This is a genomic window from Paenibacillus sp. sg306046, assembly GCF_059821225.1.
Window position 1 is genome coordinate 143,906 of the sequence record NZ_JCAMRT010000014.1, and the last position, 14,748, is coordinate 158,653.

At 57.9% G+C, this 14,748-nt stretch carries 14 protein-coding genes; 8 read left to right on the forward strand and 6 right to left on the reverse strand.

The features are described 5' to 3' along the window. The first annotated feature begins 4 nt into the window (after positions 1-4). Both AC6ROY_RS15905 and AC6ROY_RS15910 read left to right on the forward strand, forming a co-directional pair. The gene (locus tag AC6ROY_RS15905) at positions 5-256 is read left to right on the forward strand and encodes an anthrone oxygenase family protein (RefSeq protein WP_500101552.1); all 252 of its coding nucleotides are present in this window, start codon (positions 5-7) and stop codon (positions 254-256) included. Between the two features lie 117 nt (positions 257-373). After that, on the forward strand, positions 374-817 hold the full coding sequence (locus AC6ROY_RS15910) for a cell wall hydrolase (protein ID WP_500101553.1): 444 nt from the start codon (positions 374-376) through the stop codon (positions 815-817). 100 nt (positions 818-917) lie between these two features. Here the strand turns inward: AC6ROY_RS15910 and AC6ROY_RS15915 are convergent, their stop codons facing one another. Beyond that, a complete protein-coding gene (locus AC6ROY_RS15915) occupies positions 918-1,820 on the reverse strand; it encodes a LysR substrate-binding domain-containing protein (RefSeq protein WP_500101554.1) in 903 nt (300 codons plus the stop codon). A gap of 174 nt (positions 1,821-1,994) precedes the next feature. On the opposite strand from AC6ROY_RS15915, the gene AC6ROY_RS15920 reads away from it, so the two are divergent. From AC6ROY_RS15920 to AC6ROY_RS15935, 4 genes are read left to right on the forward strand one after another with little or no spacing between them, the layout of a single operon-like run. Continuing rightward, the gene (locus tag AC6ROY_RS15920; RefSeq protein ID WP_500101555.1) at positions 1,995-2,975 is read left to right on the forward strand and encodes an ABC transporter ATP-binding protein; all 981 of its coding nucleotides are present in this window, start codon (positions 1,995-1,997) and stop codon (positions 2,973-2,975) included. A 15-nt stretch (positions 2,976-2,990) separates the two neighbouring features. Next, entirely contained in the window at positions 2,991-4,076 is a 1,086-nt protein-coding gene (locus AC6ROY_RS15925; protein ID WP_500101556.1) for an ABC transporter substrate-binding protein, read from the forward strand. Positions 4,077-4,098: 22 nt separating this feature from the next. Beyond that, positions 4,099-5,769 carry an ABC transporter permease gene (locus AC6ROY_RS15930; RefSeq protein ID WP_500101557.1) on the forward strand — a complete coding sequence of 557 codons (1,671 nt, stop codon included), beginning with the start codon at positions 4,099-4,101 and terminating at the stop codon, positions 5,767-5,769. A 6-nt stretch (positions 5,770-5,775) separates the two neighbouring features. Next, positions 5,776-7,224 carry an MBL fold metallo-hydrolase gene (locus tag AC6ROY_RS15935; RefSeq protein WP_500101558.1) on the forward strand — a complete coding sequence of 483 codons (1,449 nt, stop codon included), beginning with the start codon at positions 5,776-5,778 and terminating at the stop codon, positions 7,222-7,224. Between the two features lie 252 nt (positions 7,225-7,476). Here AC6ROY_RS15935 and AC6ROY_RS15940 read toward each other — a convergent pair whose 3' ends face one another. The 3 genes from AC6ROY_RS15940 to AC6ROY_RS15950 are packed head-to-tail and all read right to left on the reverse strand — an operon-like array spanning position 7,477 to position 11,057. Further along, a complete protein-coding gene (locus AC6ROY_RS15940; protein ID WP_500101559.1) occupies positions 7,477-8,880 on the reverse strand; it encodes a hypothetical protein in 1,404 nt (467 codons plus the stop codon). Next, the gene (locus AC6ROY_RS15945; RefSeq protein ID WP_500101570.1) at positions 8,877-10,010 is read right to left on the reverse strand and encodes a DUF58 domain-containing protein; all 1,134 of its coding nucleotides are present in this window, start codon (positions 10,008-10,010) and stop codon (positions 8,877-8,879) included. Before AC6ROY_RS15945 ends, AC6ROY_RS15940 begins: the two co-directional genes overlap by 4 nt. A gap of 3 nt (positions 10,011-10,013) precedes the next feature. Continuing rightward, positions 10,014-11,057: an AAA family ATPase gene (locus AC6ROY_RS15950; protein ID WP_500101571.1), complete on the reverse strand. Its 1,044-nt coding sequence runs from the start codon at positions 11,055-11,057 to the stop codon at positions 10,014-10,016. 208 nt (positions 11,058-11,265) lie between these two features. Between AC6ROY_RS15950 and nagZ the strand changes: the two genes are divergently transcribed. Continuing rightward, positions 11,266-12,795, forward strand: a complete 1,530-nt coding sequence (gene nagZ / locus AC6ROY_RS15955) for a beta-N-acetylhexosaminidase (protein WP_500101560.1) — start codon at positions 11,266-11,268, stop codon at positions 12,793-12,795. A gap of 147 nt (positions 12,796-12,942) precedes the next feature. Further along, the gene (locus tag AC6ROY_RS15960) at positions 12,943-13,335 is read left to right on the forward strand and encodes a type II toxin-antitoxin system death-on-curing family toxin (protein WP_500101561.1); all 393 of its coding nucleotides are present in this window, start codon (positions 12,943-12,945) and stop codon (positions 13,333-13,335) included. A gap of 103 nt (positions 13,336-13,438) precedes the next feature. Here AC6ROY_RS15960 and AC6ROY_RS15965 read toward each other — a convergent pair whose 3' ends face one another. Beyond that, a complete protein-coding gene (locus AC6ROY_RS15965) occupies positions 13,439-13,954 on the reverse strand; it encodes an ATP-binding protein (RefSeq protein ID WP_500101572.1) in 516 nt (171 codons plus the stop codon). Positions 13,955-14,259: 305 nt separating this feature from the next. Continuing rightward, positions 14,260-14,748: AlbA family DNA-binding domain-containing protein (locus AC6ROY_RS15970; RefSeq protein ID WP_500101562.1), on the reverse strand; the 489-nt coding region annotated here is incomplete at its 5' end.

The window sequence follows — 14,748 nt, forward strand, 5'->3', positions numbered from 1 at the left end:
GCTCATGAGCTGGGGGTTGCCGGGAACGGAGTATGCGCTTGCCGGAGGACTGTTTTACGTAATCGGAGGCCTCGGCGTGACAGGCGCCTTCAATGTACCTTTGAACATGAAGCTTGCGAAGGTGACCCCGGAAAGCGAAGCAGGCAGCGCCTTCTGGCAAAAGTTCGTTCCCGTCTGGATGGCGTGGAATCACGTCCGGACTGTCGCATGCTTTGCGGCTTCGGCCGCGTTTATTGCAGGCTTACTCAAGATGTGAGGAGGGGTTGTCCCCTCCTTCGCAGCGACAAAATCTCAACGAAATAACAGCGTGACTGTCATACATCCGCTTCGCCTGCAATATGAATGAGTTTAGAACAACAAATGAGGTGAGCCGATGGCAGTCGTGAAAGCCAGGGACCAGGATGTTGACATGTTGGCAAGGTTGCTGCGAGCCGAAGCTGTAGGTGAAGGTGAACGGGGCATGCTCCTGGTTGGAAATGTAGGCGTTAACCGGATCAGAGCGAATTGCTCCGATTTTAAAGGCATCCGGACCATTCCCCAAATGATCAACCAGCCGCACGCGTTTGAGGCGCTGCAGCATGGCATGTATTATCAAAAAGCAAGAGAAAGCGAACGCCGTCTGGCACGCCGGGCTGTGAATGGGGAGCGATATTGGCCGGCCAAATTTTCCCTCTGGTATTTCCGCCCGGGAACGCCCACAGCCCCACAGCCATGCCCGCCGACCTGGTATGGTCAGCCTCTTGTAGCACGATACAAGCTTCACTGCTTTTATCAGCCGACCAGTGAAGAATGCGATAATATCTATAATACGTTTTAAGCCTTCGATATCGACCGATTTTCCTTGAGAAAAAGGACCCCAGCCTCCATTTTACAGTGGAGTTTGGGGTCTTTCGTTTGGAAATCAAAGCGTTCCCATGTCACCGGACCTCCAGCGCCTCCTGACGCAGCTGCGCGATAAATCGGTCCAATACAGCCGAATGGCGTCTGTCCGCATTGTACGCGCAATGAATATCGCGCCGGAACGTATTTTGCGGAATCGGCCGGCAAGCCAGCTCGCCCCGCAGCACTTCCTTTTGTACCGCCTGGCGGGATACGAAGGAAACGCAGTCGCCCAGCATCACGACCTGCTTGATCGCCTCCAGCGAATCCAGCTCCAGCCGCGCATACAGCGGCACGCCGTGGCTTTGCGCCCAGCGGTCGGTCAGCTGCCGGGTGCTGGAGGCCGGACCGTGCAGCAGAAACGGCGTCTCCGCCAAATGCGCGGGCTCCAGCTGCGGCTGCTCGGCAAACCGATGCTGCGGCGCGAAAATCACAACCAGCTCATCCTCGCACAGCGGCTCGCTGACCAGCGGCGCCAGCTGAAACGGCTCGGTTGACAGCACCCCGATATCAATCTCATGATCCAGCAGCAGCTGCTTGATCGCAGGCGCGGTCTTGACCTCCAGCGTCAGCGAAATTCGCGGGTAGCTGCGGGAAAAGGCATGCATCACCCGAGGCAGCATATACGTGCCCGGCACGTAGCTCGCGCCGATCCGCAGTACGCCTCGCCCCAGCTCGTCGAATTCCTTCACCACCCGCTCCGCTTCCTGCGCCAGCGCGTTGATTTTCACCGCATAATGGTGCAGCGATCTCCCCGCCTCCGTCAGCAGCGTTTTGCCCGCCCGCGATTCGAACAGCTGCACCCCCAGCTCCTGCTCCAGGTTTTTCATGTGAAAGGTGATCGTCGGCTGCTTCAGCCCAAGCTGCTCAGCCACCGTCGTAATTTTCTGATGCCTCTCCAGCAACTCGACCATCTGCAGCTTCAGCAAATTCAAATTCACCGGATGCCCCTCCTCGTCATCAACTTGGCTAGCATGGCAACAGTATAGATAAAATCTATGATTTTTAATAGTATCCATTGATAACTTTAACAGAAGCTTTACGTGACGATAACATTCTTCTGCATTTCACCCGGTAAACTGAAGCTAATCACAACAAACAGGAAGGATACCAGCATGGATGTCATGATTCGCGGATTGGCAAAGGCGTTCGGCCAGGTGCAGGCTCTGCACCCCACCGACTTGACGATCAGGAAAGGCCGGTTTACAACATTGCTTGGCCCTTCCGGCTGCGGCAAAACAACACTGCTGCGGATGATCGCCGGACTGGAGCAGCCTGATCAGGGCGACATTACGCTCGGTGAACGCGTCTTATTTTCCGCCTCGCGGCGGATCGACGAATCGGCACATAAACGGCAGTTCGGCATGGTGTTTCAGGATTTTGCGCTGTGGCCGCATATGACCGTCTTCGAAAACATCGCCTTCGGCTTGCGGGCGACCGGGCAAAAGCAGGAGCTGAACCGGCGCGTAGAGGAAGCGATCGACCGGGTTCGTCTGCGGGGCATGGAAAAGCGTTACCCGCACCAGTTATCCGGAGGCCAGCAGCAGCGCGTCGCATTCGCTCGGGCGATTGCCATGAAGCCTGCGCTTGTGTTGTTCGACGAGCCGCTTAGCGCACTCGATGCGGTGCTGCGCGACGACATGCGGCTGGAGCTGATGAATCTGGTGCAGGACGCAGGCTTGACCGCCTTGTATGTAACCCATGACCAGACCGAAGCGATGTCGATGTCGGATGAAATCGTCGTGATGCAAGCCGGACGCATTTTGCAGCAAGGCTCGCCCGAGAACATTTACCGGCGGCCCGAGGACCCGTTCGTCGCGCGTTTTATCGGCAAGTCGAACTGGATCGAAACCGACCGAAAGCTCATCCGTCCGGAGCAAATTCGCTGGACAGACCCGGCGGATGGTCAGCCCGCGGAATGCTTTCAGGGCACCGTGCGCAGCGTCAGCTACTTGGGCGACCGTTACGAAATCGGCCTTGATATGGGCGAGCTGGGCCACTGGATCGCTTACCGGGAAGATCGGCTGCAGACGGGCAGGCAGCTCCCGATTTATGTACTCACCGCACATATTCATCACATCAATCACTTATCCTAAGGGAGGAATTATACGATGATCAGGAAGAAAAGTTGGAAAAACGGGGCTACTTTACTGTTAACGGCCATGCTTGGTATGACAGCGGCAGGCTGCGGCACGGCGGCCAATCCGGCCAGCAACGGTGCGGCGCCGACGCCTCAAGCCGAAAAACCGGCGGCGACCCCGGAAACGAAGCAGGATGAGAAAAAGCTGACCGGCAAGCTGGTCGTCTACAGCGCAGGACCGAAGGAGCTCGCTGAGGGCATCCAGAAGGGCTATGAAGCAAAAACCGGCGTCAAGGTGGAAATGTTCCAGGGAACGACAGGTAAAATTTTGGCCCGGATGGAAGCCGAGAAAGCAAATCCTGTCGTGGACGTTGTCGTACTCGCCTCCCTGCCTTCGGCGCAAGGCTTGAAGAAAAGCGGACTGACGCTGGCTTACCCGACAGCCGCCAATGCGGACAAGCTCATCCCTGACTGGTCCGACAAGGAAGGGCATTTCTTCGGCTACAGCGCGTCGGCGCTCGGAATTGTCTACAATACGAAGCAGGTTGCAGCCCCGCCGAAGGAGTGGAGCGATCTCGCCAAGCCGGAATGGAAGGGCAAGGTTAACATCCCTGATCCGGCGTTGTCCGGCTCGGCGCTGGACTTTATCACGGGTTACTTGAGCGGTAAAGGCGAAGCCGGCTGGGAGCTGTTTGATCAGTACAAGAAAAATGAAGTCGCGCTGGCCGGAGCAAACCAGGAAGCGCTCGACCCGGTCATTACGGGGGCGAAAAGCATTGTCGCAGCTGGCGTTGACTACATGACGTATCAGGCGAAGGCGAAGGGCGAGCCTGTCGATATGGTCTATCCGGCCAGCGGCACCGTGATCAGCCCACGTCCGGCAGCTATTCTCAAAACGAGCCAAAACCAGGACAACGCCAAAGCATTTATCGACTACCTGCTGTCGGACGAAGCGCAGAAGCTTGTTGCCAACACGTACCTGCTGCCGGGCCGCAAGGACATTCCGGTTAAGGACCGCGCCGGCGTCGATCAAATTCCGCAAATGAAGATCGACTGGACGTGGATGGATACAAACGGCAACGATGTGACGAAAAAGTTTAGTCAACTGTTCAAATAATACGGCCTGAGACGGTGATCGAATGCCTTACAGAAGCTTGCTATCCTTTAAAACGTTAGGGATGACCCTCGCTCTGCTGCTGCTGGCGATGCTTGTGGTCGTCCCGCTTTTTTTCATCTTTACGACGAGCGTCTATCCGGACGGCGTGCTGGATGTGTCGGCCCCGCTGCGCGCCATTGTCGAAAACAAGCTCGGCGAAGTGTTCCTCCATTCACTCTGGCTTGGCGCATGTGTCGTAGCCGGCTCCACGCTGCTGGCGCTGCCGCTTGCCTGGATGGTTGCCAAGACAAGTCTGGGCCGCCATGCTTGGCTGGACATCGTGCTGCTTGTCCCATTTATGACGCCGCCGTATATCGGCTCGATGGGCTGGATTTTATTTATGCAGAAAAACGGCTATCTGGAGCAGCTGCTGCCCGCAGCCGCCAGCTGGACCCCGGCCTTCTTCAGCCTTTTCGGCATGGTCGCGATCATGAGCCTGCACCTGTTCCCGTTCCTGTATCTGATTTTGCGCAACGCGCTGCTGCAAATCGGCGGCAGCCGCGAGGAGGCGGCGGCGGTGCATGGCGGACGGTTTTTTTACCGGTTCCGGCGCATTATTTTGCCGCTGCTGATCTCCAGCTACGCGATGGGCGCGCTGCTCGTCTTCGTCAAGACGATTGCTGAATTCGGCACGCCCGCTACGTTCGGGCGCAAGATCGGATTTTACGTGCTCACCTCGGAAATTCACAAATATATTTCCAGCTGGCCGATTGATTTCGGCAAAGCGACGGCGCTCGCCTCCGTGCTGCTGAGCACCTGCTTGCTGTTATGGGTTGGACAAACCGTCATCAGTCAGCGGTTTACGTACCGGCTCGTCGGCGGAAAGGGCAGCCGCTCCAAGCAATACCCGCTGCAAACGCTGACCGGGCTGCTTGTCTGGGGGTATGTGACGCTGCTGCTGGCGCTGTCGATCGGCGTGCCGTACTTCTCGATCGTGTCCGCGTCCTTGATGAAGCTGCGCGGCGTCGGCCTCGCCTGGAACAATCTGACGCTTGGCCATTATATCGAGCTGCTGACCTGGGGCTCCAAAAGCATGCAGGCGCTGCTGAACAGCCTCAGCCTGTCCCTCGTCGCCGCAACGATTTCGGTCATTCTGGGCACCTGGTTTGCGCTGACGATCCGGCAATCGCGGACATGGCCGCAGCGGACCACCGATTTGTTCAGCCTGCTGCCCAACACCGTGCCGGGCATCGTCATTGTCGTCGGCCTGATTTTGCTGTGGAACGCGCCCTGGATGCCGATTCCGCTGTACAACACGTACGGGATGGTTGTGCTGACCTATGTCGTCTTCTTCCTGCCGTACACCGTGCAGTATGTAAAAGCGAATTTCTCGCAGCTGGACGACTCTCTGTTTCAGGCGGGACGTGTATTCGGCGGGAAACCGGCTTATATTTTCCGGCGCATTGTGCTGCCGTTGATCATCCCCGGCATGCTGGCGGGCTGGATGATGACCTTCACGATTTCGATCCGCGAGCTGGTCGCTTCGCTGATGATTTTGCCGCCGTCCATGGAGACGTCGGCGACGTATATTTTCGCCCAGTTCGAGCAAGGCAAAGTGTCGCTAGGGATGGCCATGGCCGTCGTCTCCGTCGGGCTGACCACGCTGATGCTGCTGGGCATCAACCGATTAAGTTCAAAGCAGAAAGTGGACTGATGCAGCATGCAACTTGACATCTGGGGAGGGGCCGGCGAGCACGGCCGCTCCAGCTATTACTTGCTTCACGCCGGACGCCGGGTGCTGCTGGACTGCGGGGTCAAAAAAACAGGCAGCGGAGAATATCCGCTGATCGACCCGCAGGCGGCGGCGCTGCTGGATACGGTGTTTTTATCCCATGCGCATGAGGATCATTCGGTCGCCCTGCCGCTGCTGTACAAATACGGCTACAGCGGCGTCATCTGGACGACCCGCGCTACTGCGCAGCAGGTCGGCGCTTATTTCGCTGCGTGGTCCGGGTATGTGAAGGGCCGTCAAGCCGAGCTGCCCTATAACGAAGAGCATATTCAGGCGCTCCGGTTCGCCTATCTGGACGAAGCGGGCGCAGCCGGAACGTGGATTGAGATTGCGCCTTCGATCCGTGTCTGCTGGGGGCGCAGCGGACATTTGCCAGGCTCCGTCTGGCTTCTGCTGGAGCTGGAGGGTCGGCGTCTATTTTTCTCCGGAGACTATACGGACGAGTCGCCGCTGCTGGCGGCTGACGGCCCGGAGCGGCTGCCTTGGCCTCAAGGCGAAGCTCAGCCGGAGACGATTCACGCAGCGCTGGTGGACGCCGCATACGGCATGGATGAGGAGCCGCAGGCGGTCAAGCTGGGCAAGCTTGCCGACCGGATTACGGCTGCGCTGGCGCAAGGCGGCTCTGTGCTGCTGCCCGTCCCGATGTTCGGGCGGGGCCAGGACCTGCTCGTCTGGGCCAGCGAACAGTTCGCCGACGCCGCCCTGTACGCCGAACACGAGCTGATCGAAGCGCTTGCGCAGATGGCCAGTCAGCCGGAATGGCTGCGCCCCGAAGCAAGCGGGCGGATCGCCCGCTGTCTGACAAGCCCCCGGCTAACGGTCATCGAGACGGAGGAGCAGCGCAGCCGGGCGTTTACAGCCGGGCGGTCCGGGTTGTATTTCACCGGCGACGGCATGATGCAGTCGGCGCGCGCGCAGGAATATTACCGCAGACTGTCTGCTGCCGGACGCGGCTGCGTTGTGCTGACCGGCCACTTGGCCGAGGGCAGCTTCGGACAGCGGCTGCTTTCCAGCGAAGGAAAAAGCACCGGCCGCGCTTTAACGGCTAGCGGCCCGGTCGGTTCAGCCGATCTTGCTCCTGCCGACAGCTCCAATAACCGGAAGCCTGCCCGGAACACCCTGGCTCCCGTTGAAGCGGCAGCGCTCCAGTCTGACCCTCACGATGTAAGCGCTGTACATATGGAGACGATCAAGCTGCGCTACAAGGTGCATCAAGGCCTTAACGATGTGCGGCGCATGCTCAGCGCCTTCAGCAGCGAGGTGACCATTCCCGTTCATACTGGACGCGAGGCGACGGATGCCGTATGCGCGCAGCTGACGGCTGAGGGCTTCACGGGGCTTCGCTCCGCTCGACCCGGCGAACGACTGCTTGTATGAAGTAGGAAACGCCATAATGGGCTGTCCTATGATAAAATTGCGGGACAACAATACCCTCCATCATCGGGCTGATCGAGGGTATCTTGTATCCCGTGAAAACGGACGAAGAGTTTGAACGAGTGTACGCTTAATTGTAGATTACATAGGATTACTTAGGATTACAGACATCATGCTCACGCACACACCGGCCTCTTCAGGCCGGTGTGCGCGGTTTCAGCGAACGCCCGGAAGCTGGCTATGCGTGCCTCTGCCTTACTTCAGCTTCTCCCGCAGCGCCGCCAGCCGGGCGTCGTCCGGCTGCCTCTCCCCGTAGCGGCTCTCCTCGTACGGCTCCAGCAAAGCCTCGCCCAATTCGGCCTGCTCCTGAATATGCAGCTGATCCGCCTGCCGCAAGGGCTGCTCTCTCCCCCACCGCATGACGTCGGACACCGTTTCGCGCGGCGTCAGCTGCTTCTGGACCGGGTACCCGCGCCCGGCTTGCTTCCGCAGCCAGCTCCGATATAAATACCGGACCCGAGCCGCTCCATCGGGCAGCTCCTCCCAACGCGCCTCCTTATGCCCGGAACGCAACCGGCCGGAGCCAAGCTTCCGCCAGGGACGGCTGAATGACTCCCACGACCAGACGTCCTGCTCCTCGTCCACATAACCGACGCCGGTCATCGGCTCCGGCGAACGCCGCAGCAGCGCCAGCAGCCGGTCCAGCGCCGCCTTGATGATTGGCGGCCCTTTGCGGTACAGCACAAGCAGCAGCGCGACAGCCAAAGCCAGCAGCAGCAGCGTGCCGATTGCATAAAACAGCATATTCATCAACTGCGCGAGCCAGCCGGGCTCCTGCGGCTCCTCCATGGGCCAGGCGGGTGGCGGCGCCTGGGGCTCTGCAGGCTGCCGAGCGGCTGGAGGCGGCTCTGCTTCCCCGCTCAGCAGCCAACCCAGCAGCGCTTTCACGCCCCGCCACACGATTCCGCTCAGGCTGCCTGCCGCAATAGCAGCCAGCAGCAGCACGCTTACATACCAGCGGTTATGCCGACGCAGCGCAGCAGCCAGTACGGCAGGCCGGTCGCCGGACAAGGCCACCGTATGCAAATACGCGCCATTCATCGAGAAAAGTGCGATGACCAGACTGAGCAGACCGGCCGCCGTCAATACAGGCAGCAGCGGCGTCCACTCCGGCCGAAACGGAAACACGATGGCCGCAAGCATATAGCTGAATGCTCCAGCGACATACAGAGACAACGCATTTGCACGGCTGAACGCGGTCATGCCGAGGTACATGGCTGCCACCGTAGCAAGCAGCCGCAGCCATGAGCCGGCCGTCACAGCCGCGATATCTGCGCCAGCGGTCGCGGCTCCGCCCAGCAGCCAGCCCGCCGGCAGGCCGAGCAGCAGCGCAGCCAGCAGCTGCTGCCACCGCCATTTGCAGCGGAAGCCGATCCAGGCGGCAGGCAGCACTAACACTGGCAGCGCACCGAGCCATAACCAAGGCGCTGCCCCGCTCGTTGACCCAGGCGGCCACCCGTAGCCCGCAGCCGCCAGGGCAATCGGCAGAACGAAAAGCAGCTCCGTCAGTCCGCGACTCCACAGTCTCGGCAGTCTCGGCAGTCTCGGCAGTCTTGGCGCCCCCGGCCGGGAGGCCGCATTCGCAAGCTGTTCGCTCATACCGCCCCCACCTCCGCGTCGGCTTCCACTTCCGGGATCAGAAGCAGCTCCACCCGGCTGCCCTGCGCGCTCAGCCGATCAGCCCGCTCCAGCAGCGAGGCGGCCGTATGACAGGTCAGCAGCACATAATCCGCCGGCGACTCTCGGCCTGCCGCAGCTGCGTCGCTTTCCAGCCGCAGCGCTTCCTGCTCCAGCAAGCCGTTTATCGTGACTACGGTTTCCAGCTCCAGCCGGGCCAGCTGCTCCAGCAGCGCGATGAATTGGCGCTCCCCTCCCCCCGGCGCGAGACGAACCGGCTCAAGCGAGCCGCCGGACAACCGGCCGTTGCACAGCAAGCCGACCTCCATGCCGTGACGGACCGCATACGAAGCAATAGACGCGGCATAACGGATGCCCTGCTCGATCCGGGACGGGTTGGTAACCGCCTTCCACATGCCGTCCGTCACGTCAAGATTCAGCACGATCATCAGCCGCTGGTCGGCGGTAAACTCCTTCCGGTGTACCTGCAGCCCCCCGATCCGGGCCGTCGCCTTCCAGTTGACCGCCGATAGCGGATCACCCGGACGATAATCCCTTACACCTGAGGTCAGAAACGGGTCCTCCGCAATCCAGCGGCGCACCGGCAGCTCACCCAGCCAGCTGCGGACCGGCAGCGGCAGCTCGTCCAGCGCAGCAGGCTGCGGGTATACAAGCAGCTCCGCCTCCAGCGCAAATCTGCGCGAGCCGGTAAACAGGCCAAACGGGTCGCCCGCAGTGACCGTCGCCGAATCGAGCCGGTACAGGCCGCGTTTGGCACAAAGCACCTCATGGCGGCGAATCAACTGCCGGTACGGCCGGAGACTGAACAGGCTGATATGATTCTGAAACAGCTCGCCGCTGCGAATATCCAGCTGCGTCTGCGAACCAAATACGAGTCCGCGCGCAATCAAGGCCTCCAGTCTCAACCACGGCAAGGGCAGCAGCTTGCGGTTCACGATCCGCTCCACCATTTCGACCCGGTCGCCCGCATAAGCGGCTGCCTGCGAGAAGTGGCGCGAATACTCCAGCCTGTGCAGCGCTCGCCAGCGATATACAAGCCCTACAACGGCGAGCATCACCACGGTACCAAACAGCAGCGAAGGAATGCCCATCACCTACCGTCCCCCGGACAGCCGACCAGCCGCAGCTGCAGTTCCAGGTCCCGTTCCAGTTCCGATTGCTCCCGGTTCCGTCCCTTCCGGACCCGTCGGCTCACTCGGTACCTCGACAGCCGCCAGCAGCCGGCGAACGACCTCCGCGCTCTGGCCGCCGCTGCCCCGAACCCGCAAGCCGCCCTGCACCAGCAGACGGTGGGCTAACACCGGGACAGCCATCGCCTTGATATCATCCGGCGTTACGTAATCGCGTCCGCGTACAAGCGCATACGCCTGCGATGCTCGCAGCAGCGCCTGCATGCCGCGCGGGCTGACGCCAAGCGCCACATCCGGCTGTCGGCGCGACGCCTCGGCCAGCCGGACGATGTAGCCGACCAGCTCATCGTGAACGCGCACCTCTGCAGCCTGCTGCTGAGCGCTCACGACTTCATCGGCGCTGGCGACTGCAGATAACCGTTCCAGCGGCTGCGCCTGCCGAAAGCGCTGGAGGATGCCCATACTTTCCTCGAAGGTCGGATACCCCATCTCGATCCGCAGCAAAAAACGGTCGAGCTGCGCCTCCGGCAGCGGAAACGTCCCTTGGTTATCGACCGGATTTTGCGTGGCGACAACCAGAAACGGCCGCTCCAGCTGATGGGTCACCCCATCAATCGTAATCTGGCGCTCCTCCATACATTCCAGCAGGCTGGATTGCGTGCGCGGCGTTGCCCGGTTTATTTCGTCCGCCAGCAAAATACCGGCAAACACCGGACCCGGACGAAATTCAAACTCACCGGAGCGCTGATTATAAAAGTTAATGCCGCTCAGATCGGAGGGCAGCAAGTCGGGTGTAAATTGTATGCGCTTAAATGAACATGCCAGCGAACGCGCTAGCGACTTCGCCAGCAAGGTTTTCCCCGTCCCCGGCACATCCTCCAGCAAGGCATGGCCGTTCGCCAGCAGCGCCGTAAGCAGCAGGTCCACGACCGCCTCCTTGCCGACGATCACTTCCGCAATATTGGCACGAATTCGTTCGATCCACGGTCCGATCATTTGCCCAGTCATCACGTATCCCCTCTCCCGGCATCATTTCCTCAAGCTTCCAGTTCATCCTCTTCATCATAGCAGAAAGCCCGACGCTTGTGGAAATTCAAGCTCAGTTACGGCTTCCGCCCAGGCATGCGAATGCAAACTGGCGATTATTGGGTATAGTATCCTTAGTACCTATTTTATGCATCATGCACAGCTTCTCACTAAAAAGGCAGGTCATTCGATGACGATACGTAAACAAATCGCGACAACCCGGATGTGGCCCGGACACCACCCAGCTTCCACTGAGAGCGTTCATGGCATTCCGCCGCAGCCCCTGCATGACTGCAAGTCGTTCATAGAAAAACGCCTGACAAGCCAACGATGCGCACGGATGCGGGCGCTGTCGCTAACCGCCGCCTTGCTGCTGCCCCTGCTGGCAGGCTGCTTCAACAGCAGCAGCAACGGCTCCAGCAGCAGCGACGGAACAACAGCCCCGCCCGCTGCGGAAGCTCCCGGCGGCTCGGGAAACAGCAGCAACAGCCCGCAACCTGCTCCATCTCCGCTCGCCGACCCGGTTGAAGCCGCGCTCAGCCAGCTCTCAGCGGAGGAGAAGCTTGGACAGCTTGTGCTGATCGGCCTGGATGGACTAAAGCTGGATACGCAAGCCGCCTCCTTTATTCAGGACCGGAAGATCGGAGGCGTCATCCTGTACAAACGCAATCTGTCCACGCTGAATCAGACCGCCTCACTCATCCGCGAGCTGAAAACTGCGGGCAGAAAGCAAAAGCTCCCGCTTTGGCTAAGCGTCGATCAGGAGGGCGGAGCCGTCAGCCGGCTGCCCGCCGACTTTTCGGCGCTGCCGGACAACGCCCGCATCGGCAAAACGAAGGATGCGCAGCTGGCCCGCAGCATCGGCGAGCTGCTTGGCGCAGAGCTGCGGGCGCTCGGCATGAATATGAATTTTGCCCCCGTGCTCGATGTAAACAACAACCCGGCCAATCCGGTGATCGGCCCCCGCTCTTATGGAACCGATGCTGCGCTGGTCGCCGAGCTGGGCGTACAGGCGATGAACGGCATTGCCGCCCAGGGCGTCGTTCCGGTCGTGAAGCATTTTCCCGGCCACGGGGATACGGATACGGATTCGCATCTGGAGCTGCCTGTTGTGCGCAAATCCGCCGAGCAGCTGCGCCGCCTGGAGCTGGTCCCGTTCAAGCAGGCGATTGATGGCGGAGCCGATGCCGTGATGGTTGCTCATCTGCTGCTGCCCAAGCTGGACGAGCATAACCCGGCCTCGCTGTCCCCCGGAATCGTAACCGGACTGCTGCGGGAAAAGCTTGGCTTCACCGGGGTTGTCCTGACAGACGATCTGACGATGGGCGCCATCGTCAAGCAGCAAAGCATCGGCGAAGCCGCCGTCGCCGCCGTTCAGGCCGGTGCAGATATCGTGATGATCGCTCACGACTATAACCTGGCCCGCCAAGCTATGGATGCGCTGCGCAGCGAATTTGACGCCGGGCGGCTGACGTCTGAGCGGTTGGATGCCAGCGTTCGCCGGATTCTTGCGCTCAAGCAAAAGTACAAGCTGAACCACGAGCTGCCCGGCGAGCCGACGATCGAGCCGATCAACGAACGGATTCATCAGCTGCTTGAAGCACATCCGGCCGTGCATGCCCCCGCCTCCACCATCATGAACACCATCCGTATGAGGATGGTGTTTTGCTTTATATTTGTAGAGAAATTTAGTAAAATGTACATATGTTATAAAAGTTAATACAATTAAATGATCGCGGTGAAATTGTATTGAGAAAGATTCGGCAGGCCCAACTCCCTGAACATGTACGACCCGAAGTGCTTGAAGCATTTTTTGATGTGTTTGAAGAAGATAAGGGCATTCTTGAAGACTTAGGGGACCGATGAGATGACCCTATTCCTGACCAAAGAAGAGGTTATTTCAGCCCACTATTTCATCATGCGAAAAATGAATGACGCAGATCAGGCAGGAGTGAAGGATCACGGGTTGCTGGAATCTGCGGTACATAGACCGCAACAAAGTATTTTTGGAGAAGATGCTTATCCCCATTTATTTGATAAAGCTGCTGCCCTGCTAGAATTTCTGGTGAAGAATCATTGTTTCCACAACGGAAATAAACGGACAGCCTATTTGGTTGCCAAATCGTTTCTTATGATGAACGGCAAACATGTAAGAATGGAACGTGAGTACGCTGTAGAGTTTATTGTTGATCTTGCAAAAGGAGTTCACTCGCTGGAGGTTGCTGCAACCATTTTAAAAAAATTTTCTGTAGACAGATAACACCATCCGACGTGATAGTGTTTTGCCGTGCCCTTACCTTACTAAGGTATACCTTGTGCTTCTCCCTGATCCAACAGAGTAAATTAAGTTTTTTCTCACCATGTCATGGAGCACCCTGCCCGCGGCTGTTTGACCCACGTTTATATAGTTGTTCAACCGTTTTTCTGACCATATAGGGATTGGTTTCCAAATATCTCAATACAGTATCTTCTGCGGACATAGTTTCGATATCTGCTACTTTATCTGAGCTAACAGATTGATTCCTATTGTATAGTGTAATCACAAAAGCATTGTCCGAAGCCTGCAGTTCAGGTCCGAATTCATAACCCTGGTAACTGGTCATTATTTTGCTGATTCCCGTACCATAGGCTTCAATGAGCTTAAGACGATAAAAGATAGAAGCCAGCTTTTCATTTCTTGGTTGGGAAATACCTAGCATAATATCATTTATGGTAATCCCTTTTACAAGACCACCAAGCGAAACGAATTCGATGCGATCAGTATATATATTGATCAGAGTGCTTCCGCTGAAGGAATAATCTCTGTGAACAATGGAATTGAGTAAGGCCTCACGTATAGCGGCTTCGGGATANGAATTCGATGCGATCAGTATATATATTGATCAGAGTGCTTCCGCTGAAGGAATAATCTCTGTGAACAATGGAATTGAGTAAGGCCTCACGTATAGCGGCTTCGGGATAATCTCTCCTGTCGATTCGGCTGATTCCTTTGAATTGCGCGGCGGTCTTATTATGCAAATCGATATACGCATACACTCCTGTAAGTTGCTGCAGTAACGAGCCTGTAAATTCCCTTCTGTCTTTAAAAATGCTTTTATCGGGACCGTCAAAAACGGCGGCTTTGACAGTATGAGAGCATTGATCGGATAGTAGTAAACCTAAGTTGGTAAATACGTGATCGGGATTAATCAAATGTAATGTTTTCATCTGGCTTTCCAAAAGCTAGCTCTTGGTGTTTAAAGGCATTGGCGGTTTCTACGAAGGTGATATCCTGATTTATGGAACGAATATCTTCATATTTTTCGCCGTCAGTCTCGATAATCTTTCGCCTAATGGCAGCCTCAGATGCTGGGACGGACGACGTACCTTGTCTCACATAGACGCCAGATGGTTTAAGTCCTTTTTCTGCGATATAATAAGGCCTTGAGGTACCTCTCTGAATGGCAAGAACGATCACCTGAAGACCGTTAACTAGCGTGATGTTCGGGGAAATAAACATCGAGATATCAGGCTTAACGGAATCGCGAAGCATATTCATAATTCGCGTCAGTACGAGTTCTGCATGACTCACACCCACTACGGTGCCGTCATCATCAATTCCTAGTAGAACGCTCCTGAAATAACGTTGTAAACTTAATGCTCTAGCCCATAGCTCCAACGATGGGGCACCGGG

Bases quoted from the DNA above. Each gene is read 5' to 3' on its own strand.
- AC6ROY_RS15905 (WP_500101552.1), top strand. From the start codon at position 5: ATGAGCTGGGGGTTGCCGGGAACGGAGTATGCGCTTGCCGGAGGACTG.
- AC6ROY_RS15930 (WP_500101557.1), top strand. From the start codon at position 4,099: ATGCCTTACAGAAGCTTGCTATCCTTTAAAACGTTAGGGATGACCCTC.
- AC6ROY_RS15940 (WP_500101559.1), bottom strand. From the start codon at position 8,880: ATGAGCGAACAGCTTGCGAATGCGGCCTCCCGGCCGGGGGCGCCAAGA.
- AC6ROY_RS15960 (WP_500101561.1), top strand. From the start codon at position 12,943: ATGACCCTATTCCTGACCAAAGAAGAGGTTATTTCAGCCCACTATTTC.
- AC6ROY_RS15920 (WP_500101555.1), top strand. From the start codon at position 1,995: ATGGATGTCATGATTCGCGGATTGGCAAAGGCGTTCGGCCAGGTGCAG.
- AC6ROY_RS15935 (WP_500101558.1), top strand. From the start codon at position 5,776: ATGCAACTTGACATCTGGGGAGGGGCCGGCGAGCACGGCCGCTCCAGC.
- nagZ (WP_500101560.1), top strand. From the start codon at position 11,266: ATGACGATACGTAAACAAATCGCGACAACCCGGATGTGGCCCGGACAC.
- AC6ROY_RS15950 (WP_500101571.1), bottom strand. From the start codon at position 11,057: ATGACTGGGCAAATGATCGGACCGTGGATCGAACGAATTCGTGCCAAT.
- AC6ROY_RS15910 (WP_500101553.1), top strand. From the start codon at position 374: ATGGCAGTCGTGAAAGCCAGGGACCAGGATGTTGACATGTTGGCAAGG.
- AC6ROY_RS15925 (WP_500101556.1), top strand. From the start codon at position 2,991: ATGATCAGGAAGAAAAGTTGGAAAAACGGGGCTACTTTACTGTTAACG.
- AC6ROY_RS15945 (WP_500101570.1), bottom strand. From the start codon at position 10,010: ATGGGCATTCCTTCGCTGCTGTTTGGTACCGTGGTGATGCTCGCCGTT.